Origin of the sequence: Vibrio nigripulchritudo ATCC 27043, from assembly GCF_000222685.1 — a bacterium.
Classification (GTDB): domain Bacteria; phylum Pseudomonadota; class Gammaproteobacteria; order Enterobacterales; family Vibrionaceae; genus Vibrio; species Vibrio nigripulchritudo.
This window is the reverse complement of sequence record NZ_AFWJ01000310.1, coordinates 1-22,342: the sequence shown is the minus strand read 5'-3', so window position 1 is coordinate 22,342 and position 22,342 is coordinate 1. Positions and strand designations below refer to the sequence as shown.

Below are 22,342 nucleotides of genomic sequence, written 5' to 3'. Positions count from 1 at the left end.
GCAACACCCCAACAGGCTATCTGGATCTGGCGAAAACCATGGGTGCATCGAAATGGGAAACCCTTCGTCATATTCAACTACCCGCTTCGCTACCGACTCTGGCTTCAGGAATCCGAGTTGCGGTTGTCGTGGCTCCGATTGGGGCAGTTTGCGGCGAATGGGTAGGCTCAAGCGAAGGGCTTGGGTATCTGATGTTACAGGCGAATGCCCGCATGATGATCGACGAAATGTTCGCGGCACTCTTTATTTTATCCGCTTTGTCTGTGTCGCTGTATTTTGCAGCAGACGAAGCACTTAAAAGACTTATCCCTTGGGAAAAATAATCAAACTTTCAATAAGAATGATTTTTAAGAGTCATTCAGCGATTTAAAAAGGAAAATATTGTGAAAAAGAAGACCATTTTCAGTGCTATTGCACTTGCTGCCTCTGCGGTTACTTTTAATGTAACTGCAGAAGAAAAGAAACTGACTCTGATGCTGGACTGGTTCGTTAACCCGAACCACGGTCCTATCGTCATCGCTAAAGAGCGTGGTTACTTTAAGGAAGAAGGCATTACGGTGAACGTTCAGGAACCTGCTGACCCAAGCACACCACCAAAGCTGGTTGCGGCTAACAAAGTTGACCTGGCGATTTCTTACCAGCCAAACCTGACCATTGACGTTGCTGCCGGCTTGCCACTGATTCGCTCAGCAACACTGGTTGCAACACCACTGAATACGCTGACGGTTCTGAAAGGCAAGGTAAACAACCTGTCTGAGCTTAAAGGCAAAAAAATTGGTATTGCTATCGCGGGTAATGAAGAAGCTACCATTGGCACCATGCTGAACACTCACAACGTTGACTACAAAGACGTAGAAATCATCAATGTTGGCTGGGCGCTGTCATCATCACTGGCTTCTGGCAAAGTCGACGCTATCTGGGGTGGTTTCCGTAACTTCGAAAGCAACCAGCTGGCTCTTGAAGGTTACGATGCAAAAGCTTTCTTCCCGGAAGAGCATGGCGTACCTACTTACGACGAACTGGTATTCGTTGCTAACGCCAAAACACACGACAAAGAAGCCATCAAAGCGTTTAATCGCGCTCTCGAAAAAGCGACAACCTACATCGTTAACCACCCTCAGCAGTCATGGAAAGAGTTTGTTGCCTACTCGCCAGACACCCTAAACAACGAGCTAAACAAACGCGCTTGGAACGATACTCTGACCCGTTTTGCACTTCGTCCTTCAGCCGTCGACCACAAACGTTATGACGATTACGCTCAGTTCATGTACGACCAGAAGATCATTGAGACACTACCAAAAGCAGTGGATTACATTCCAAACTTCAACTGATCGAGGCTTACTATGAATCATCAAGATCTCATTAATGCGTGCCGAAGTGACTGGGAAGACTACACTCAGCATGAGTTTGTAAAGCAGTTGGCAGACGGGTCACTCGAACAGCCTTGCTATCTTCATTATCTGAAGCAAGATTTTCTGTTCTTAAAACACTACGCCCGCGCTTACGCGCTTGCGATATACAAAGCGAAAACGCTGGAAGACATGCGTGATGCACTGCCTAGTGTTCATGCCCTTCTGGATTCTGAAATCGCTCACCACGTGGAATACTGTCAGAACTGGGGATTAACAGAAGCGGATCTGGAAGCTGAACCGGAAGACTTCGGTACAGTGGCTTACACCCGATACGTTCTCGATGCTGGCATGATGGGCGATCTGGTCGATCTTTATTCCGCATTGGCTCCTTGCTCTATCGGCTATGCGGAAATCGGCAAACAGCTCCTGAATGACCCGAACACCAAGCTAGAAGGTAACCCTTACGCAAGCTGGATTAAGCTTTACGGCGGCGAAGAGTTTCAGCAAAGCGTGGCACAAGGCGTGAAAACCATCGACAAACTGTTGGCTGAAGTGGAACTTAACAGCCCACGAGGCAAGCACATTATCGACGTTTTCAGAACCGCAACACGAATGGAAGTCGCATTCTGGCAACAGGGACTGAATGCTATCAAGGAAGGTAAAGTATGAACAAGCAATCTATTGCTGAACTGCTCACCAAAGTCAGAGAAAACAAACCGCTTGTCGTCAATGTCACCAACTACGTGGTGATGAACAATACGGCAAACGCACTGCTTTCTGTGGGCGCTTCGCCTATTATGGCGCACTCGCGTAAAGAGATGGCTGAAATGATGAGTTTTGCAGGCGCGCTTGTCATCAACATTGGTACGCTGGATTCTCAGTGGTTGCCTAGAATGGAGTTTGCGGTTGAGCAAGCAAACAAAAATGGCAAGCCTGTCGTGCTAGACCCAGTAGGATGTGGTGCAAGTGCCATTCGAACTAAAGCCTCCAGAGATATTGCCAAAGCAGCCGATAGACTGATCATCCGTGGTAATGCTTCTGAAATCATCGCGCTGGCTGGTGAACAGGCGCAGAGCAAAGGCGTCGATGCGCTAGACAGCAGTGATGCAGCTTTAGGGGCAGCAAAGTTCCTTTCTGAAGAGTACCAATGTTCAGTGGTGGTATCCGGGGCTACCGATTACATCGTAAGTGCAGATCAAGTAATGTCGCTGTTAAACGGGCATGAAATGATGCCTTATGTGACCGGAATGGGGTGCACTTTGAGTGCGCTTACGGGCGCATTTGCTGCCGTTGGTGACAACAGTGGTGTTGCAGCAGCGGCGGTATTAGGCGTAGCTGGTGAAATAGCGGCAGAACAAGCGAAAGGCCCTGGCAGCCTTCAGTTGGAGCTGCTTGATGTACTCTATCTGTTAGATGAGAAAGTTCTGGCTGAACGCCTGAATATCTCCTAAAAACAAACGCTGCTTCGAGCAGCGTTTTTGTTTGAGCCACACAAAGACAACTTACCTAAGAAGGAAACCCAATGAACCCATATCCACTCTATCTGGTTACCGATGACAGACAAAACTTAGACACGTTCTGTCATGTGGTTGAACAGGCAGCGAAAGGCGGCGTGACCATGATTCAGGTTCGAGAAAAGCATGGTGACGTTCGAGCATTCATTGAACGTGCAGCTCGCGCCAAATCTATCCTTGAGGGGACCAATATTCCTCTTATTATCAATGATCGCGTTGACGTTGCTCTGGCGGTCGATGCGGATGGCGTCCACCTTGGGCAATCGGATATGCCAGCCGAAATCGCACGAAAATTGATAGGCGACAATAAAATTTTAGGGTTATCAGTAGAAAACGAAGCTCAGTTGGAAGAAGCAAAATCCCTTCCTGTCGACTATCTTGGTGTTAGTGCCATTTTCTCAACGCCAACCAAAACGGATATCAAACGTGAATGGGGAATCGACGGGCTTGCTTACGCTGTCCGCACCAGTCCTTTTCCTACAGTGGCTATTGGTGGCATTAACCACACCAACTTATCGGACGTATTGGGCACTGGTGTTAACGGCATTGCGTTAGTTTCGGCTATTTGTCAGGCGGAAGATCCAAAGTCAGCGTCCGAATCATTACTTAAAAGCATCAAGCTATGCCAAAACCAATAAGCCGATGAAGGTTGATCAATTACCGTACAATATCACCAAAAACACTGTAAAAAGCCAACATACCGTGTGTAATGTTGTAAGAGTAAAGCTCGCATAGTAACATTTCACCGCTTTGAAACTGTGGGAGCTCTTGGTCAATGAGAAAAAGTGTGTTGTTCTTTCTAGCCTGTATAGGGCTGGTGATCCTGAGCGTACTCACAGCATATGTCGTGTTGTTCGAGCCAAGTATCAAAGACATACGTGGAGCTCAGGTCAAAGCATTTAATCCAGAAGACACACTTGCGAATACTGAGAATGGTCGCGAAATTTTAAGGATTCGCAAACTCCTTGATTCATCACCAAAAGATGCACAAGCCGAAATGGTTGCTTTCGATAAAAATTCTAAGGCAACACTCACTCCAACAGAGAATGCCTATCGATTGTTTACCTTGCGAAGCATTGCAAGCGATAAACATGAACCAGAAGTAGCGAATGAGTATACCCAGAAGTTGTACCAGCTAGCAGAAACTGAAGACCTGCCTTGGTTAACACTGGTCATGATGATAGACAAAAGCACCAACCTCGCCCGTAAAGGCGAGATTCAGGATGCAACTAAACTCATCAATGAGGCAATCAAATACGGAACGGAAAGGCACATCCTTTATCTCCTGCCAAAAGCCCACAACACAGCAGGGTTCCTAAGTAATGCTGACAACCAGTTGATGGATGCACAGCGCCATTTCTTACTAGGTATACAAGTCTCAAAAAGAATTGGTGACGACAAACTGCTCGGCACTTTTTACAACAATTTGGGTTTGCTGTACCTGCATATTGAGAAATGGGACAAAGCGTTGGACTTCATGGAGAAAGCGCGCAAAGCTCCTACCCCTCCAGGTAGAGACTTGAACTCATTGCATCAGGTTATTCATTTAAACGAAGCCTATATTTACTATCAGCTAAACAATCTGGAAAAGCTTCGCGAATCGTTTGAGGCAGCTTCCAGGTATTACGATGAAAAAACCAGTAGCCATCGGCACAACATTCTTCAGATAAAAGGCGAAACGCTCCTTTATATAGCGAACAAACAATACGACAAAACAATAGAAGCCGCTGGCCGATGCCTCGATGCTCCCAAAATCTTTGAATTACCGATACAGCAAGGGCAATGTCAGCTAATTAAATCAAAAGCGCTTCTGGAGCAAAACCAATATCAAAAAGCGCTCTATGGGGTTGAAGACTCCATAGCAACGTTTTCTTCGATCAATCATAAACGCTGGTTAATCAAAGCCTATGAGCAGAAAGCCGACATTCTGGAAGCTTTAGGAGAGACAGACCGCGCTTTGGCTATGTACAAGCAATATTACAAACAAGATAAAGCTCATCTCCTAAGCCAGGTTTACGACTTAGAGCACGCCTTTGTCACCCAGCATATCCGTCAGGAAAAAGAGCTGCTTAATATAGAGAACGAGCTCGCCGCTGCCCAACTGGCGAAAGAAAAGCTCCGATTCCAAATAGCCTGCACCTGGATTTTGATTGCCGCTATTACCATCATCTACGCATTCAGAAAAACATCTCACGTACAGAATAAAAACGCAGAGTTGCAAAGCCTTTCTTTTGTCGACGAACTGACCACACTGCACAATCGACGCTATTACACGCAGCAACTAGAAACCTGTCAGGAAATCGATGGGGAAATTGGCTATCGCATTGCCCTGTTTGATTTGGATAATTTCAAATCTGTTAACGATACGTATGGTCACGACGTGGGTGATGAAGTTCTGGTTGAGACCGCAAGCCGGCTAAAAGAGCTGGTTTCAAATACCGAAATGCTGATTCGCTGGGGAGGGGAAGAGTTTTTGGTATTGATGCGCGATGACGAACACATTGGCACTCGCGTAGACGCAATGCTCGATGCCATAGGGCTGACTGCATTCAACACTCAGGCAGGACCACTCAACATTACCGCCTCTATCGGCGTGAGTCCGGTCGCCCTGCCCGCTTCACTTGCTCAAGATGATGGTTTCTTTCGCAAGGCTGATCAGAATCTTTATGAGGCTAAACGCTCAGGAAAGAACCGAGCAATTTTTCCAAATTAAAGTCTTTTTGAGGGCACTCTGTTAAGAAAAAACGAGTGCTTTCAGGCTTGCATTTTCATCTTTATCTTTGAACTCTGGTGGATTTTCCAATCGATATTGAAACGCCAGCTCTGGTGCTTCAGCTTTCATTCCATCAATCAAAAATTCAGGTGTTACGCTTGGTGAATTCACGCAGGCCAGTACCTCACCATTGTCTGTAAGCAGACTTGGTAATCGACGCAATATCTTTTGGTAATCTTTGGTCAGGGCAAAACTGCCTTTCTGAAACGATGGCGGGTCAATTACGATCAGATCATAGGGTCCATTCTTTTTGATTTTCCCCCACGACTTAAAAATGTCATGCCCCATAAACGATACTGAATTAACGTTGTGTCCGTTCAGTTTGTGATTATCCCTACCCCGACTCAGGCTTGATTTCGCCATGTCGACATTGACTACTTTATCTGCTCCACCTTCAATGGCAGCGACAGAAAACCCACAAGTGTAGGCAAAAAGATTGAGAACAGTCTTGTTACACGCTCTCTCCCGAACCCAGTCACGCCCATTTCTCATATCCAGAAAAAGACCGAAGTTTTGATTCTTTCCCAGTTCGAGCTGGTATTTCAGACCCGACTCAATCACAACAGGTCTTAAATTTGGTTCTCCCAGAATACTTTCAAATGGCGCGCCATCCTGATATCTGTGTTGCAACAAAATGGTTGATAAGCCACGTGACTTCGCGGTATCACTCTGGCTAAACGTGATAAGCCCACTTTTCAGATGAGTCAGAAACTCTTCATCCACTGGCTTAAACAAGTTAACAACGAGCTGCCCCTGTAACCAGTCAACTGTGAGTTGCTCTAACCCTTCCCAGCAGCGTCCACGCCCATGAAATAATCGACGAATTTCGTCTGGAACATTTGAAAGAGCCGAGTCTAACTCGACCCAAAGTAAATCTAATGCTTGTTTGTTCATTTTGTTCTCACACCCGGCCAATTCAGTTGCCAGGGTTTATTCCAGGATTCTAACGAGTTGCGCACGCCTTCTGTTTGCCAATGCTCACCCAGTTCTCTCATGTCTATAGGATTACAGACGAACTCAAATGGCTGACCTTTGTGTTCAAACCTTAACGCAAAGGCGTGAAGATAGCCTCTGTCTGCGTGTGATGAGGGGTTATAAATGTCATCACCCAGAATGGGAGAGCCGACCGATTTCAGGGCTACACGGATTTGGTGTGTCTTTCCAGTATGTGGTTTGCAAAGGAAGATCCTTTGACCAGGCTCGCCAGCATGAGAGAAAAACTGCGTAATGGCTGGGTTAGACATTTGGCTAGTGAGCTTCCAGGAAGCGCGTCTGGAGCGCTCCATATCTCCCATGACCATACCCTGCTTCTTTTTTGGCTTTTTAGAACCAATTGCGAGGTAGTATTTCTCAACGTTTCGATTAGCAAACAGTTCCGATAACTCCCGAGCCGCTTGCGAACCTCGTCCTACAATCAGAAGTCCCGAAGTCATTTTGTCTAATCTATGAATCAGATAGAGCTGAGCATCGCCAGTGACTTTACATATCTCAGTCAGCAAGGCTGTATCACCCTCGTCTTTGTGAACGCTGATACCTTGGTGTTTATTGATGATGTAGAAATCGGGATGAGTAAAGAGGATGTCAAACATAAATGGCTCCTTCGCAGGCGCTGAATTATAACGCCTAATGCAGAAGAAGCCATTGTTTATAAAGGTTAGTACTGGTTTTACGCGATCTTAAATTTAGAAACCAAGTCTTTAAGCTCGTCTACGCGCTGAGTAAGCCCGCTCACATCATGTGAACTGCGTTCGACCAACTCCAGTGAACGTGCCGAGATATCATTGATGGTATTGATGTCGTTGGCAATTTCCTGTGTTACCGCGGTTTGCTCTTCTGTCGCAGTAGCAATCGAAGCAATCATGCCCTGAACCTGAGTTGCACTGGATACGATTTGATCCAACGCCGCACCTGCTCCAGCACTTTGTTCAACGCCCTTCTCAACCAATTCAACGCTTTCAGAGGTTGAACCCATGACTTTCTGAGTGCCTTGCTGAATCGCCTGAATGATCTCTGATACTTCTTGAGTCGCTTGAGTCGTACGTTCTGCCAAGGCGCGAACTTCATCGGCCACCACGGCAAAGCCACGACCAGATTCACCTGCACGCGCCGCTTCGATAGCCGCATTCAAAGCCAGCAAGTTGGTTTGCTCTGCAATGCCTTCAATCACCTTGATAACACTGCCAATCTGCTCGCCGTGATCATTGAGCTCACGCATACTTACCGACATTTCAGCCATTTGTGTCGATGCTTTTTCTATGCTGCCAACCATTTCCAGAATCACACCACGACCGCTTTCCGCTGCATCGCCCGATTGAGAAGCACTTTCCGCCGTCGCAACACTCTGCTGCGCCACTTCACCAATGGTTAACGTCAGTTCTTCAGACGCTGTTGAAATAAGGCTGGCTTTATCAGCCTGCTCTGCAGCACCATGTGAAATAGACGTCGTCACTTCAGACAAATCCGTGGTTACGTTGTTCACCTGATCGCTCACCTCGCAAATAGAGGTCAGAAGCGTTTTCAGTGAATCTTGCATCGCATTAATGGATTTTGCCAGGTTGGCCAGCTCATCACCCGAGTTATCAACAATCTGATCAGACGTCAGGTCACCTTCCGCAATGCTTTTCGCAACTACTTCCAGTTTCTCAATTCGATTTGTCAGAGACGCCGACAAACGGTAAGCAATAACAATGGCAATCAGTGAACCGACGACCAATAGACCAATCATGGTCTGGCTCATGGTTGAAAGGGCAGAGTTCAGAACATTTAGTCCCGTCTCAACATCACTTTTTTCCGCTGCGGATTCACGATCAAGCATTTTTTCCATCGGCACCATAGTTCTGGCATCGATAGACATCTTTTGCTGATAAAGCTCTCTCATTTCATCAGCACTCAAAGACGAGCCAGATTGCTTGAATAGCTTCTCCAGTTCTCGCGCATAATCTTCACCGTAAGAACGAATTTGGCGAACGGTGTTTTTGGCTTCTGCTGAACTCTCGATTTGCGCAAGGCTATTAAGAGCAGTCTGGAACTGTCCGTAGTTTTTCTTAAAGTCCCCTTTTGCGGATTCATCGCCCAGAATGGCTCGTAGCGCATCTCTTTGCATGTCGCCTGACTCATCAATCAGTGTGAGGTAAAGCTCCATACCAGGTACATCATCAGTTCGAATGGTGTTTTCCAGCTCATGCGCTGATTTCACCTGAAAAAAGACAACGATTACCGAAATCGCCATCAGCAAAATGATGCTCCCAAAAGCAGCAGCCAATTTTTGTTTGACTGATAAATTCATACAACAACCTCACGAACCAGTCTGCTAACGAGACCGGTATTGAAAAAACTCATAGAAAATGAACTAGTATCAAAAGTGATACTGTAAGTTCAACTCAGGGGTGAAATAAAGGAGATTTCCTACAATCTTGTTAGCATTTATTAAGCAACAATATGCCATACGTTTAGTATGGAAACACAAAAAAGCCCTAGAGACTAGGGCTGGAGTGTTAATTTTTAATAGTTTTATTAGTAATCAGTTAAGTTCTACGCGAAGAAGACCATTAACATCAGTACTGGGCACACTATGCGAACGTAAAGAGGCCAGATTTTCCAGAACAGAGAATTTTCTACATCAGGATAGCCCTGACGAATTTCCTCTAGAACCTTATTTCTATGCCAAATCCATCCTACAAGTAGTGCCCAAACTAAGCCCAGTATCGGCTGTGCGTACACTGTCGTAAGCTGTACCACAAAACCAAACAGTGAGCCGAAATTCAGAACGATAATCGCTGAAATTACCGTAATTACTCCACCTATCCATATAACGGCAGCAGTACGGGTTTGCTTTAATTCTTCTATCGCACATGCGACGGGTACCTCAAGCATTGAGATTGAGGAAGTAAGCGCCGCAATGATCATCAGGGCAAAAAACATCATGCTTGCCGCAATGCCTACGCTGCCCATCGTATCGAACATTGCAGGTAACACAGTGAACACCAAAGTATCTGAACTGAGCAGCGCTCCAGTTTCATCGAATATTTGAACGCCGTGATTTTTTGCAACAAACATTGCAGGTAGCACCAGTAAGCCTGCACAGATTGCAATACCTGTATCGACCAGAGAAACCTGAACCGCCGTTTTTGGAATATTGGTATCTTTCCTTAGGTAAGAGCCATAGACCATCATAGTGGCAACACCAAGAGACAATGAGAAGAACGCCTGTCCCATCGCACTAACCAGAAGGTCTGAATCAAAGTGGGAGAAGTCTGGGATCAGGTACATTTCTAACCCTTCCGACGCTCCTTCTTGAGTCAGGATGTATCCAATCATCACAATGAATAGGACAAGCAGCACTGGCATAAGGCGAGTTGACCAGCGCTCAATACCGTCTGCAACACCACTTCTTACCACGTACATGGTTGCAATCATAAAGATAACCATGAGAACAAGGTTGCGCGAATCACCAAAGCTCGTCAGCCACTGAGATGCTTCATTCATTCCGACAATTTTCAGGGCGCTTCCTGCAAATTCGCCAAATAACCAACCCGCAATGATGGCGTAAAAACTGAGGATAAGAGAGACTGCCGTCATTGCTGCAATACCTAAAAGCGCAGCGCCTATTTTGCCTTTTGGCCAAACAGATTTAAGTGACTGAATTGGGTTGGATTGACCGTATCGTCCAATGGTGAGCTCTGCTATCAGCATTGGACACGCCAGAACAAATACCATAATCAAGTAAGTGATCAGAAATACTGCACCACCATTACTTGCTGCTTGAGTAGGGAACCCCCAGATATTACCAAGTCCAACAGCACTGCCTGCTGCCGCCATGATGAACCCAAGTTTTGAGGAAAACTGGGCACGTGATGTTGTTGCCATATATTACCGCCTGGTTTGAACATGAGTGTACAAAATAATTTACACACAACTTAGTTCTTATTTTCTTTTCAATGATGGCAAGTAAAACAGTTTGCAATTAAAATTGGAAGCGCGCGCAGCCTAATTTATTAACAACACCCTCAACACAAGCACCGATCGCTGCTTTTTTACTCAATCCAAGTTAAATTCTCCATTCATTTTCCCAAAATCTGCATATTTCACTCTGTAGGTCCTGCTACGTTTGATTGTTGTTTAGAAAATAAAGCGCCATTCGGTAAAATTTGGGCTATTCCACCAATTTCTCATTCTTAATAGCCATATCTGACCAGCAATCATTTCTTCTTAAGCTCTTGTTGTTTATAGTTAAGCTATCTTTATCGCTCTTACCTACTGGGGAAAATGGAAAAGTTCTATCAGTTTGTTGCTCTGTTTGGGTTGGTCGCTTACTGGGTTCTCGTGGCCGGGGTAACAATACGCGTGGTTCTTAAGCGCAGAGCCGTCAGTGTTTCTCTTGCTTGGTTGATGATCATCTACATCATTCCAATTCTTGGCGTAGCGTGCTATTTCCTGTTTGGGGAATTAAACCTTGGTAGAAAAAGAGCCGAGCGCGCGCAGCGCATGTTCTCTCCATACGAGTACTGGTTCAATCAGCTACATGATTGTCAGGCACATCTTCCCGAGTTGATGGAGGGTCAGATTTCTCAAATCCACGATCTGTGTTCTAACCGCACAGGTATCCCAGCTTTGTGTGGCAATACCCTTTCATTGCAAACGTCACCTGTAAAAATTCTTCAGTCGGTGATCGAAGACATTCGAAACGCCAAACACCACGTCAGAATGGAGTTTTACATCTGGCACCCCGGGGGTTTGGCAGACTCTGTTGCCTCTGCTTTGATTCAGGCAGCAAAACGCGGCGTTAAGGTGCAGCTGCTTCTGGACTCAGCAGGCAGCCATCGTTTCTTCAAAAGTCATTGGAAAGAGATGATGGAAAATGTTGGCATTGAGGTGACGCAGGCTCTTGCCGTGTCTCCAATGCGGGTATTTTTAAGACGCCTGGATCTCAGGCAACACCGAAAAATTATCGTTGTAGACGATGAGATTGCCTACACCGGATCCATGAACATGGTTGACCCTGCTCACTTCAAGCAAGGCGCAGGTGTCGGTCAGTGGATAGATGTCATGGTTCGAATTACCGGACCGACCGTAAACGTCCTTTCTGCTATTCACGCTTGGGATTGGGAAGTTGAGACAGGTTCGCGAGAGCTGCCTATGTTCCCTCAATGCCCGATTGATCGTGAAAACGGCTTGCACCCGATTCAGGTTGTGCCATCTGGTCCCGGAATGCCAGAAAACCTGATTCAGCAGGTTATGGTACTCTCTATCAATCAGGCGAAGGAATCCGTTCGTATTACCACGCCTTATTTTGTTCCGAGTGAACAACTGCTGGAAACCCTCAAGATGACGGCTCAGCGCGGGGTAAAAGTTCAGCTCATCATTCCTCATCGTAACGACTCAATAATGGTTAAGTGGGCATCTAAAGCGTTTTATAGCGAGTTGCTGAACTCTGGTATCGAGATATATGAGTTTCATGGTGGACTGCTTCATACCAAATCCGTGGTCATCGACCGACACCATTGCCTGGTAGGCACCGTAAACCTCGATATGAGGAGCCTGTGGCTTAACTTTGAAGTGACACTGGCCGTTGACGATGCAGCCTTCACCAAAGAGCTGTATTGGGTGCAGGAATCTTACATTGAGAACGCACACAAAATCGAATCGGCGACCTGGTCGGAACGCGGTTTCATCCATCGTATCTTCGAACGTGCTTACTTCTTGCTCAGCCCAATTCTATAAAGGGAAATTTCTCTTGATCTCATGCCGCGTAAAATGGTTTAAATAGAACCAAATAGTTATCGGGACAAGGAAAAAGGATGTCTGAGAAATACCAGACCAAGTTAGTCACTGCTGGTCGCAGTAAGAAGTGGACAAACGGTGTTGTTAATCCACCTGTTCAACGTGCTTCAACCGTCGTATTTGATACCGTTGCAGAAAAACACCACGCAACAACAAAGAGACAAGAACACACGCTCTTTTATGGTCGTCGGGGCACACACACCCATTTCGCCTTTCAGGAAGCAATGACGGAAGTGGAAGGTGGTGCAGGCTGTGCGCTCTACCCTTGTGGCACAGCGGCTATTACCAGCTCTATCCTTTCCTTTGTCGAATCCGGTGATCATATTTTAATGGTCGACACCTGTTACGAACCTACACGCGACTTCTGTAATGTGATGCTTAAAAAGATGGGCGTAGAAACGACTTACTACGATCCAATGGTAGGCGAAGGCATTCGTGACCTGATTCAGCCAAATACAAAGATTCTTTTTACCGAGTCACCGGGTTCCATCACCATGGAAGTGCAGGATCTCCCTACTCTTTCGCGTATTGCTCATGAACACGATATCGTTGTTATGCTCGATAACACATGGGGAGCAGGTGTGAACCTTTCTCCGTTCGAACATGGTGTCGACATTTCCATTCAGGCGGCAACGAAGTACATTGTCGGGCACTCAGATGTCATGTTGGGTACAGCTGTGGCAACTGAAAAATACTGGGATCAGCTTCGTGAACAAAGCTACCTGCTGGGTCAGTGTGTGTCTCCTGACGATGCCTACCTTGGTTTGCGTGGTCTACGAACACTTGATGTTCGTTTGCGCCAACACCACGAAAACAGTATTAAAGTAGCCAATTGGCTCGCATCACGACCAGAAGTAGACCACGTTCGCCATCCTGCTCTGGAAAGCTGCCCGGGTCACGAATTCTTTAAGCGTGATTTTAAAGGGGCAAACGGCTTATTCTCATTTGTGCTGAAAACCAGCTACCCACGCGCAACAACCGCTTTACTGGATGGCATGAAACACTTCAGTATGGGTTACTCCTGGGGTGGTTTCGAAAGCCTTATCCTTGCCAATGAACCAAAGAGTTTTAATTACCTGAGAACAATTTCAAACCCGAATTTCGAAGGTACGCTCATTCGTCTACACATTGGTTTAGAAGACACCGATGATTTGATCGCTGATTTAGAAGCTGGCTTTGAAAGATACAATGCACTGATTCTGGAAAAAGAAGCGTCAAGCCAATAATCGAAATATAGAAAAAAGACCCCCAGCAATTCGCTGGGGGTCTTTTTAATTCACATTATATCTCGGGCAATCAACCAGATGGTCATTCACCATCCCAACTGCTTGCATAAATGCATAACAAATGGTCTCACCAACAAACTTAAATCCTTTCTTCTTCAAGAATTTACTCATTGCTTTTGACTGCTCTGTCGAGACTGGCACCTGATCCATGGTTTTCCAACTATTGATGAGCGGTTTTCCATCGACAAACTGCCATAATGCTTTTGAAAGTGAGCCATACTCTTTTTGCAATTCAATGGCTGCGCGTGCATTGCTATAAACAGAGGCTATCTTTCCTTTGTGCTTTACCACATCGAAGTTTTCAATGATATGAGGCACATTTTCTTCATCAAAAGACGCCAGTTTCTCAATATCATAATCTTCAAAAGCAGCTCGATAGCCTTCGCGTTTTTTCAGTATGGTAATCCAGCTCAGTCCAGCCTGAGCTCCTTCTAAAGTGATGAATTCAAAAAGAACTTTGTCATCATAAACAGGAATGCCCCACTCCGCATCGTGATACTCCCTTTCTAGCTCATGATTCATTGCCCATGCACATGTCGCGTCTGACATAAGTTCTTCCTTCTGTTGCTTTAAAAAACCCGCCGGAAGGCGGGTTTGTTCTTTAGAGTCTGTTGATCCTAGTTGTGAACCTTCACCTTATGGAAAAGACGATACAATACAGGTACGACAATAAGTGTCAGTACAGTTGCAAAGCCCAGTCCAAACATGATGGTCACTGCCATGGGCTTGAAGAAAATATCCGGCAGTAGTGGAACCAAGCCAAGGATAGTCGTGATCGCCGCCATGCATACTGGGCGAACACGACTTAATGCCGCGTCAACAACTGCGACATAAGGGTCCTTACCCGACTTCATTTCTATCTCTATCTGGTCAAGCAGTACGATGCCGTTTTTCAACAACATCCCCGAAAGACTTAGGAAACCGAGTAGAGCCATGAAGCCAAACGGCGTGTCGAATAACAGCAGACCACAGGTTACACCAATCACTGCTAACGGAACGGTCAGCCAGACAATCAGCGGCTCCTTCACTGAGTTGAACAGGAAGATGGTGATCAGGAACATGAACAGGTAGCCAAGAGGCATGGTTTTGAACAGAGATTCCTGAGCATCACGGGAAGATTCATATTCGCCGCCCCACTCAAGGTAGTAGCCAGATGGCATTTCTATCGCTTCGATTTTTTCCATCAGACGGTTCTGTAACGTTGAAGCCGTTTCTTCTCCAAGAGGATCCGGATCAGCCATTACTGTCAGCATGCGCTTGCGGTCTTTACGCACGATCAGTGGGTCTTCCCAACGAATGTCGTAACCCAGAGTCACCTGTTGCAATGGAATGAACTCGCCAAGCGCCGGGCTCCATATCTTCATGCCTTCGATGTTGCGCAGATCCACACGTTCTTCTTCTGGAAGACGGGAGACAATCGGCATCAGAGTCGTACCGTCACGGTAAACACCGATATTCTTACCAGAGAAGGACATCATCAGCAATTCGTCGACATCAGACTTGGTAATTCCGTATCGGCGAGCCTGACTTTCGTTGAACACAGGTTCAAGAACCTTGGTGCGCTCACGCCAGTCATGACGGATGTTATGAGCACCATTATCGGCGTTCAATACATCAATCACCTCTGCTGCAATTCGGCGAAGTTCGGTTGGATCAGAACCAACAATACGTGCCTCGATTTTTGCACCGCCACCTGGTCCCAACTCAATACGTTTTAGTTTGTAATTGATTTCAGGGAAGCTGGATTCGATGTAGTCACGGAATTCCGCCATCAGAGGTTCAAGCTCTTCATAGCTTCGGACACGTGTAGTAATTTCACCGTAGGCAGCGTACGCTTTTTCTGGCGCATAGGTCAGCATAAAGCGCTGCAGACCCTGACCAGCCGTAGTGGTGATGTGTTCGACCGCTTCTTTGTCTTCTAACCAGTTGGCTAACACTTTCAGCTTGGTGTTGGTTGCACGAATGTCAGTACCTTCCGGCATCCATACATCCACCATAAACATTGGCGTCGTTGAAGATGGGAAGAAAGACTGCTTGATTTTAGTGAAGCCGTACAACGACGCCACCAAAGCCACAATCAGAACAATCACAGTTAACCAAGCGCGCTTCATGCAGAACTCTAAGAACCCACGGTAAAGGACAAACACCATACCGTTGTATGGGTCAGAGTTTTCATCATCGCCTTTGGATTTCTGATCTTTGAAGAAGATGTTTGCAAAGAACGGAGTCAGAGAAATAGCGGTAAACCAGCTCAACATCAGTGAGATAAGAAGAACGGTAAACAAGGTTCCACAGTATTCACCGGTCGCGTCATCAGAAAGCCCGATAGGCGCAAATGCCGTAACGGCAATCACCGTAGCACCCAGTAATGGCCATTTGGTTTGGGTGACAATGTCGGTTGCCGCTTGCAACCTCGTTCGCCCTCGCTGTGTCCCTATGAGTATCCCTTCTACCACGACGATGGCATTATCCACCAGCATACCCAAAGCAATAACCAATGCACCTAACGAGATGCGTTGCAGGTCAATGGCGAAGTATTGCATGAAGATGAATGTACCAAGTACTGTCAGCAACAGGATCAGACCAATCAACAGCCCTGAGCGTAACCCCATAAAGAACAGAAGCACGATGATAACAATGGCAACAGCCTGTCCAAGACTTACCACAAATCCGCTGACGGACTTATCTACTTCTTTCGGCTGACTGTAAATTTCGGAAATCTCAATGCCCACTGGTTGCTGGAATTTTAATTCCGCAAGACGACGATCAAAACGTTCGCCCACTTCCACCACGTTAACACCCTGACTAAACGAAACCCCAAGGTTTAGCGCTAAGTGACCGTTATAGGTAATGATATTCTTCGGAACATCGATATAGCCACGTTTAATTTCCGCTACATCACGTAAGAAGATAAGCCCTTGAGCACCACCTTCGGTGAGAATCAAATCGCCTAACTTATCAACGTTTTCAAATTCCCCAGTTGGCTGAATTCGAATGTATTCGTCACCAATCCGGATAGCACCTGCGTCACTTACGGTGTTTTGCGTTGATAGCAGGTTGAACACCGTATTAGGTGCAATACCCAGCGTGCTCATACGCTTCATGGAAATTTCAATGAAGACCTGTTCTTGTTGCTGACCGGAAACATTGACCTTGCCAACACCGTCAACCAACTCAAGCTCACGTCGAAGATAATCGACGTAATCCAGCAGTTCTTTGTAGGTATAACCTTCACCCGTAACCGCGAGCAAGATGCCATACACATCGCCAAAATCATCAATGACCTGAGGCGGATTTACTCCCGGTGGAAGCTGGGTCTGAATATCGTTTACTTTTCGGCGAAGTTCATCCCAGATCTGCGGCAAATCATCCGGACCATAGTTACTTTTCATGGTCACGCTAATTTGTGACAAACCACGTGAAGACGTAGAGTTCACTTCATCGACATAGGTCAGTTGCTGAATTGCCTTTTCTAAGGGATAAGTCACTTCCTCTTCGACCTGAAGCGGTGTCGCTCCGGGGTAAGAAGTGATAACCATTGCATCTTTGATGGTAAAGGCTGGATCTTCCAGTCTTCCCAAACCAAAGAATGCCGATACACCACCAATCAGGAAGATAAGCGACACCATCCAGCTGATCACACGGTTTTTGATAAAGTATGCTGCTACGCCTTTTTCTTCAGGGCTTACAGGCTGATTCGTTTCACTCATTTGCCTGCCTCCTGACTAATCACTTCTACTTTCATGCCATCTCGTAATCGAGCAACACCAGCAATCACTATCTGCTGCCCCTGCTCAAGGCCATTCACAATTTGAATTTCGTCAAAGTTGACTTTACCAGTCTCAACTTTCGTCTTTCGAACTTCATCATTTTCACCGAGTACCCAGACATACTTATTGTCACGAGATAGCTCATCACCATCGGCATTAAATATGGCTTCCACGGGTACGCTGATACCACGCTTCAGAGTAAGCCCGGTGTTTTTGCCCTGAGCAGCCACTTCAACGGCCATGCCATCAAGGATAATGCTGTCATCTGGCATTGGCATGGTTAACGTAACGTTGTAAGTCGCGGTTTTAGGGTCAGGCTCTGTGGTGTATTCCTTTATTGCCGCCGGGTACTCCACCCCTTCTTTGACCCGAACCATGACCTCAATTTTGGTTACATCCATATCTTTGGGTTGTTCAACGAACAGACGATCTGGAATTTGGATGAGTACATCCACCTGATCAAGGCTGTGAATGTTCACAATCTGCTGACCTACCTGAATGTTTTCAAATTGATCAACCGCCACACGCGAAATCACACCGGAGATTGGAGCTTTTAGCAGAGTAAAGGACAAATGAAGTTTTGCCAGCTCCAGCTCGGCTAAGGCGATTTGACGCTGTGCTGCAAGTTCGTCGAATTGAGACTGGGCTAACAACCCTTTTTTCACCAAAGGCTCCGAGCGTCGATACTGGCTATCGGCAACAGAATACTTAGCCTGAGCGTTGTTCACTTTGAGCTGGTAATCCGTCGGGTCGAGTTGAGCGATCAACTGACCTTTCTTCACCTTGTCACCTTCTTTCACAACAAGTTTGCTGATTTCGCCAGACACACGAAAACTCAGAGCTGATTTATCCGCGGCTTCGGCAACGGCTGGGAAGAACATCTGGTCTTGTTGCAGCTTCTCGCCAAGCTCAATTGCCTTTACTTTCGGTAAAGGTTTGTCTGGTGTAACGTCAACCTGACCACACCCAAAAAGAACGGATGCAGTTAGAAGCGTTAATGGTACTTTCAAATTCATTTTACAGTCCTCGCTCCTTGATCCATTCACGCACTTTCATGCCCTCTTTTAATCCGGAAATACCTGAGATAACGATTTGATCGCCGTTCTCTAGCCCACTCACAATTTTGTAACTGTCATCTAGCTCGACCTGAACGGGTTCGACGCTGCCATCTTCTTTCCTTTTCCACACCATGGTTGAACCATTTTCATCAGAGATGGCCGTTGGCGGAATGGTGGTTACTCGACCTTCTGGGATTTCTACCCGAACAACGCCCGACATCCCCGGAAGCAAACCGACATCATCCGGTCTTTCCATTACCATGGTCACTTTATAGCTGTTGGTTTTAGGATCGGCTTCAGTATCTATTTCCTGAAAAGTCAGCGGGAAAGAACGATCGTGGTAGGTATCAAATTTCATTTCGGCCGATACCACATCACCAATGGTGAAACGCCTGAAAAGGTGTTCAGGCAGTTGGAAAACCACTTTCAGAATCTGGTCAGTTTGAATGTTCATCACGCCCTGCTGAGCAGCGACGAATTCAAAATTGTTGGCATTAACGATCGAAATGGTTCCATTGTAAGGCGCACGAAGCGTGGCATACGAAACGTTCGCTTTAGCCTGATCAAGGCTAGCAAGTGCGGTTTTATGATTAGCTGCCGCTTTATCGAAATCCTGCTCAGAAACAACTTTGTCTTTACGCAGTTTTTTAAAACGCAAATATTGCACTTCAGCAAGCTTAAAATTGGCTTGTGCCTGCTTTAAAAGCTGCTGATATTCATCAGGATTGAGTGTAGCCAGTACATCGCCTTTATTTACACGCTGACTGGCAAAAGCTGGAATAGTCTGCAATTGACCTGGAACTCGAAATGCCAATACGGCTTTATCGCCTGCTTCAGACGTCGCAGGAAATTCTCGAACGAGTTGTTGTTGACTAAGGGAGATAGTAAGAAGTTTTGCTGGTCGGGATTCTGGTTCTGGAACAGGAGGTAACTCACGTCCGCATCCAGCCAGAGTTGCTACGGATAGCGCGAGAAAATGAAATTTGAAACGCATAGCGTGTTCATCCATGTTTCGAAACTTGGTAATAACATAGATGAAAACGGATATGCGTTCCAGTTTAAAAATAAGATAAATGTATGAAATCTAACTTCTTGTTTCAGAACTCATTCATACATCTGGCTGACATCAGAGATTCTTGAACTCTCTGTTGACTTTGAAAGCGTCTGACGTGACATACGCTTCCATTTTTTGAAGAGATGATTCGAGCTCAGATAATTCTCTATCAATGTTATGAATCACCTGAGACGGTGTACCGCCAGATTGCCAAGGTTTACTCTTCACTTTGTGCTCGAACTGCGATGTCTTCTTTTGCTCAATAAGCACTGGCTTCTTATCTAACATCAAAGCCATTGCGATGTAAGCCAGTACAACAAAGAATCCGAAACCTAATAGCGCGGCGGAAACAACTAAGATTCTGACCAACCAGGTTTCTGCGCCAAAGTACTGAGCTACACCGGCGCAAACGCCGGCTAGCTTTCCATTTTCAGGGTCTTTATACAGGCTCTGTCTACTCATAGATTTTGCCTCCAGTTTGGCGATTCAGCATCCAGAATGCGTTCCAGTGTCTGGACTCTTTGCTGCATCGCTTCTGCCTGACGCGTTAGGGATTGCAGTTTCTCAAAGTCTTCGTCTGACAATCCTTGCGCCGTTTTTCGTTTGCTGCGGTAGTGCAGCACTAGCCATATTGGTGCCACAAAGATTAGAAATACAATCAGTGGGGCGGTGATAAACGCTGCTGACATACAGAGACTCCGTTAGTGAATTACTTGTCTTCTTTATTCTGACCCATTTGCTCTTTCAATTTTGCGAGCTCTTTTTCAATCTCGTCCTGAGCTTGAAGTTCTGCGAACTCTTGATCGAGTGAACGGCCTGTTGAGGTGTAGGTATCGGCTTCGGCTTCCAGTTCGTCAATTTTACGCTCGTATTGCTCGAACTTTGACATCGCCTCAGCAGTGCGGCTGGTGTGCAGGTGCTTTTGCACGTCTCGGCGGTTACCCGCAGCCTGACGACGAATCACCAACGCTTGTTGCTTAGCGCGTGTTTCGTTGATTTTCGCCTCAAGCTTGCCGATTTCGCCAGTCAGTTTCTCGATGGTTTCTTCAACCAGCGTCTGTTCTGTATGAAGACCAGCCACCATTTCTTCCAGCTTTTGTTTCTCAATCAGCGCTGAACGAGCCAAGTCTTCACGTTGTTTAGTCAGTGCCAGAGTTGCTTTTTCTTGCCACTCTGAAATTTGACGCTCTACCGATTCAACACGGCGAGCCAGTTCTTTTTGTCTGCGATAGCACGAGCAGAGTTAGTGCGAACCTCTACTAATGTGTCTTCCATTTCCTGAATGATCAGTCGAATCATTTTTTCAGGATCTTCAGCTTTATCCAGAAGTGCGCTGATGTTTGAATTCACGATGTCCGCAAAGCGAGAGAAAATACCCATAATTGATCTCCTGTTATGTGACTGTTCAACTTGGTATGGTTTCTTTAATACACAATACGTGCCAACTTTTATTTATTTTAAATACAACAAGTTAGCTGGCAATCATTTTTTATACTGAGTATGCTATGATAATTCACACCAACACTTGGTAAAATTTACCACACCTAAGGAAAATCTCGTGAAGCAGCAGAATCTCATCGGTGAATCCCCTTCCTTTTTATCCGTTCTGGACAAAGTATCGCACCTTGCTCCAATTGAAAGACCTGTACTGGTACTCGGTGAACGAGGAACGGGTAAAGAGTTGATTGCTCAGCGCTTACATTACCTTTCCAGACGCTGGGATCAGCCTTTAGTATCCATGAACTGCTCCACTTTAAGCGAAGGTTTGATAGATTCCGAGCTGTTCGGTCACGAAGCGGGATCTTTCACGGGTTCCAAAGGCAAACATCAAGGTCGATTTGAGCGTGCGGAAGGCGGTTCCCTGTTTATGGATGAACTGGCCACAGCCCCCCTTTCCGTTCAGGAAAAACTGCTTCGGGTTATTGAATACGGCGAATACGAGCGGGTCGGCGGCACCCGGACACTCTCTGCTAATGTAAGGTTGATTTGTGCAACCAATGCCAACCTGCCAGAAATGGCAGACAATGGCGAATTCAGAGCCGACTTGCTCGACAGATTGGCATTTGATGTTGTTCATATTCCACCTTTACGCCAACGGAAAGAAGATATTCTGCTTCTGGCGGAGCACTATGCCATTAAGATGTGCCGGGAATTATCTCTGCCTATGTTCGTAGGCTTTACGACCAATGCTGTTGGTTCGCTCCTTGAATACCAATGGCCAGGCAATGTTCGAGAGCTTAAAAATGTTATTGAGAGAGCGGTATATCAACAAGGCGCCGGTGAAGAGCCTATCGATGAATTGGTCTTCAATCCTTTTGGCAACGACTGGTCTGAAACCCATTCAGACATAACTGAATCTACTGAAAACAGTGCCCCCTCCGCTGCCGATATTCAATTCCCTATCGACTACAAGAAATGGCAGGAAGAGCAGGACTTAATTTTGTTGAACAAAGTGCTCCATGAATCCAAACATAATCAAAGACAAGCGGCGAAAATGCTGGGCTTGAGCTACCATCAATTAAGGGGAATGCTGAGAAAGTACAATCTTGTGGGTCAGCAAGCAGAATAATCCTGTGCGATGATTCTCATTTGCCCCTTTGGATTCAGACTAATTGTTTGGTCTGACAAATAAAAAATGTTAGATTAGCCGGATCGAGAGGTATTGGTGAGTAATTACATTATTACCTCGTTAAGTGCCAGAATTCTCGTTTGTATGAAATCGTTCCTACATTTCTCTTTTACCGTTGCCAGTGCG

Annotated in this window: 19 protein-coding genes and 1 pseudogene; 9 read left to right on the top strand and 11 right to left on the bottom strand. The window is 46.0% G+C overall.

Translation table 11 applies throughout. The features are described 5' to 3' along the window. From RH89_RS25735 to RH89_RS25710, 6 genes are all read left to right on the top strand, one after another. Nucleotides 1-323: ABC transporter permease (locus tag RH89_RS25735; RefSeq protein WP_004408387.1), on the top strand; the 323-nt coding region annotated here is incomplete at its 5' end. A 60-nt stretch (nucleotides 324-383) separates the two neighbouring features. After that, a complete protein-coding gene (locus tag RH89_RS25730; protein ID WP_004408386.1) occupies nucleotides 384-1,331 on the top strand; it encodes an ABC transporter substrate-binding protein in 948 nt (315 codons plus the stop codon). Between the two features lie 12 nt (nucleotides 1,332-1,343). Further along, nucleotides 1,344-2,021, top strand: coding sequence for a thiaminase II (tenA, locus tag RH89_RS25725; RefSeq protein WP_004408385.1), 678 nt, complete (start codon nucleotides 1,344-1,346; stop codon nucleotides 2,019-2,021). Beyond that, a complete protein-coding gene (gene thiM, locus RH89_RS25720) occupies nucleotides 2,018-2,803 on the top strand; it encodes a hydroxyethylthiazole kinase (RefSeq protein ID WP_004408384.1) in 786 nt (261 codons plus the stop codon). The genes tenA and thiM overlap by 4 nt, the downstream gene beginning before the upstream one ends. A gap of 71 nt (nucleotides 2,804-2,874) precedes the next feature. Further along, the gene (gene thiE / locus RH89_RS25715) at nucleotides 2,875-3,504 is read left to right on the top strand and encodes a thiamine phosphate synthase (protein ID WP_004408383.1); all 630 of its coding nucleotides are present in this window, start codon (nucleotides 2,875-2,877) and stop codon (nucleotides 3,502-3,504) included. Between the two features lie 137 nt (nucleotides 3,505-3,641). After that, nucleotides 3,642-5,579, top strand: a complete 1,938-nt coding sequence (locus RH89_RS25710; RefSeq protein WP_004408382.1) for a tetratricopeptide repeat-containing diguanylate cyclase — start codon at nucleotides 3,642-3,644, stop codon at nucleotides 5,577-5,579. 21 nt (nucleotides 5,580-5,600) lie between these two features. Here RH89_RS25710 and RH89_RS25705 read toward each other — a convergent pair whose 3' ends face one another. From RH89_RS25705 to RH89_RS25690, 4 genes are all read right to left on the bottom strand, one after another. Beyond that, entirely contained in the window at nucleotides 5,601-6,533 is a 933-nt protein-coding gene (locus RH89_RS25705; RefSeq protein WP_004408381.1) for a class I SAM-dependent methyltransferase, read from the bottom strand. Next, a complete protein-coding gene (locus RH89_RS25700; RefSeq protein WP_004408379.1) occupies nucleotides 6,530-7,228 on the bottom strand; it encodes a TIGR01621 family pseudouridine synthase in 699 nt (232 codons plus the stop codon). The genes RH89_RS25705 and RH89_RS25700 overlap by 4 nt, the downstream gene beginning before the upstream one ends. A 77-nt stretch (nucleotides 7,229-7,305) precedes the next feature. Next, nucleotides 7,306-8,925 carry a methyl-accepting chemotaxis protein gene (locus RH89_RS25695; protein ID WP_004408378.1) on the bottom strand — a complete coding sequence of 540 codons (1,620 nt, stop codon included), beginning with the start codon at nucleotides 8,923-8,925 and terminating at the stop codon, nucleotides 7,306-7,308. 245 nt (nucleotides 8,926-9,170) lie between these two features. Beyond that, on the bottom strand, nucleotides 9,171-10,505 hold the full coding sequence (locus RH89_RS25690; RefSeq protein WP_004408376.1) for a sodium-dependent transporter: 1,335 nt from the start codon (nucleotides 10,503-10,505) through the stop codon (nucleotides 9,171-9,173). Nucleotides 10,506-10,904: 399 nt separating this feature from the next. Between RH89_RS25690 and cls the strand changes: the two genes are divergently transcribed. Together cls and RH89_RS25680 are read left to right on the top strand one after the other, a co-directional pair. Beyond that, entirely contained in the window at nucleotides 10,905-12,359 is a 1,455-nt protein-coding gene (gene cls, locus RH89_RS25685) for a cardiolipin synthase (RefSeq protein WP_004408374.1), read from the top strand. Between the two features lie 77 nt (nucleotides 12,360-12,436). Then, nucleotides 12,437-13,645 (top strand): cystathionine beta-lyase, encoded by a 1,209-nt coding sequence (locus tag RH89_RS25680; protein ID WP_004408373.1) that lies wholly within the window; start codon nucleotides 12,437-12,439, stop codon nucleotides 13,643-13,645. Between the two features lie 45 nt (nucleotides 13,646-13,690). On the opposite strand, the gene RH89_RS25675 is transcribed toward RH89_RS25680, so the two are convergent. From RH89_RS25675 to pspA, 7 genes and pseudogenes are all read right to left on the bottom strand, one after another. Further along, nucleotides 13,691-14,254 carry a DNA-3-methyladenine glycosylase I gene (locus RH89_RS25675; protein ID WP_004408372.1) on the bottom strand — a complete coding sequence of 188 codons (564 nt, stop codon included), beginning with the start codon at nucleotides 14,252-14,254 and terminating at the stop codon, nucleotides 13,691-13,693. Between the two features lie 68 nt (nucleotides 14,255-14,322). Continuing rightward, nucleotides 14,323-17,415, bottom strand: a complete 3,093-nt coding sequence (locus RH89_RS25670; protein WP_004408371.1) for an efflux RND transporter permease subunit — start codon at nucleotides 17,413-17,415, stop codon at nucleotides 14,323-14,325. Next, complete coding sequence (locus tag RH89_RS25665) at nucleotides 17,412-18,491, bottom strand: efflux RND transporter periplasmic adaptor subunit (protein WP_004408370.1); 1,080 nt, start codon at nucleotides 18,489-18,491, stop codon at nucleotides 17,412-17,414. The genes RH89_RS25670 and RH89_RS25665 overlap by 4 nt, the downstream gene beginning before the upstream one ends. A 1-nt stretch (nucleotide 18,492) precedes the next feature. Continuing rightward, a complete protein-coding gene (locus tag RH89_RS25660) occupies nucleotides 18,493-19,527 on the bottom strand; it encodes an efflux RND transporter periplasmic adaptor subunit (protein WP_004408369.1) in 1,035 nt (344 codons plus the stop codon). Nucleotides 19,528-19,659: 132 nt separating this feature from the next. Further along, entirely contained in the window at nucleotides 19,660-20,049 is a 390-nt protein-coding gene (pspC, locus tag RH89_RS25655) for an envelope stress response membrane protein PspC (protein WP_004408368.1), read from the bottom strand. Next, the gene (gene pspB, locus RH89_RS25650) at nucleotides 20,046-20,276 is read right to left on the bottom strand and encodes an envelope stress response membrane protein PspB (protein ID WP_004408366.1); all 231 of its coding nucleotides are present in this window, start codon (nucleotides 20,274-20,276) and stop codon (nucleotides 20,046-20,048) included. Before pspB ends, pspC begins: the two co-directional genes overlap by 4 nt. Nucleotides 20,277-20,296: 20 nt before the next feature. Beyond that, nucleotides 20,297-20,967 (bottom strand): annotated as a pseudogene (gene pspA, locus RH89_RS25645) (phage shock protein PspA). A 178-nt stretch (nucleotides 20,968-21,145) separates the two neighbouring features. Between pspA and pspF the strand changes: the two are divergent. Further along, nucleotides 21,146-22,156: a phage shock protein operon transcriptional activator gene (gene pspF / locus RH89_RS25640; RefSeq protein WP_004408365.1), complete on the top strand. Its 1,011-nt coding sequence runs from the start codon at nucleotides 21,146-21,148 to the stop codon at nucleotides 22,154-22,156. Nucleotides 22,157-22,342: the final 186 nt, after the last annotated feature.